We start from the raw sequence: 421 nt of genomic DNA, 5'->3' as shown, positions 1-421 counted from the left end.
GGCTTGATCGTCGAGTGCTTCTCGCGCTGGATGAAGGGCTCGGGGTCGAGCCCGAGGAGGCCGCCCAGCGAGCGCAGGAAGGCCGTCGTCGAGGCGATGCCGATGGGCGCCTGGAGGTAGGGCTTGCCCAGGATCTCCGCGAGGCCGCGTCCGAACTCGCGGTAGAGGCAGACGTTGGCGTCGGCGTTCACGAGGTGGCGCATCTCGGCCACGTGGGCGCCGAGCGGCATCACCATGTTCACCTCGGCGCCGATGCCCTCGATTAGGCGGCGGATCTCGGCGAGGTCCGAGGGCATGTTGAACGCCCCGTACATCGGCCCGAGGATGTTGACGCGGGGCGCGGCGCCATCGGGCCGGGGCGTCTCGGGCGGCATCCGGCCCTTGGTCATGCCGAACTCGGTGAAGATCCACGACATGGCCC

1 protein-coding gene is annotated in these 421 nt (G+C 69.8%); it reads right to left on the bottom strand.

Annotation, left to right across the window (positions count from 1 at the left end; genetic code table 11):
* Positions 1-421, bottom strand: a 421-nt coding sequence (locus tag D7Y13_RS43670; RefSeq protein ID WP_208734693.1) for a nitrogenase component 1, incomplete at both ends; no start/stop codon positions are given.

It is taken from the genome of Corallococcus praedator, from assembly GCF_003612125.1.
GTDB lineage: Bacteria > Myxococcota > Myxococcia > Myxococcales > Myxococcaceae > Corallococcus > Corallococcus praedator.
The sequence above is the reverse complement of the archived record's forward strand: the minus strand, read 5'-3'. Positions and strand labels throughout refer to the sequence as shown.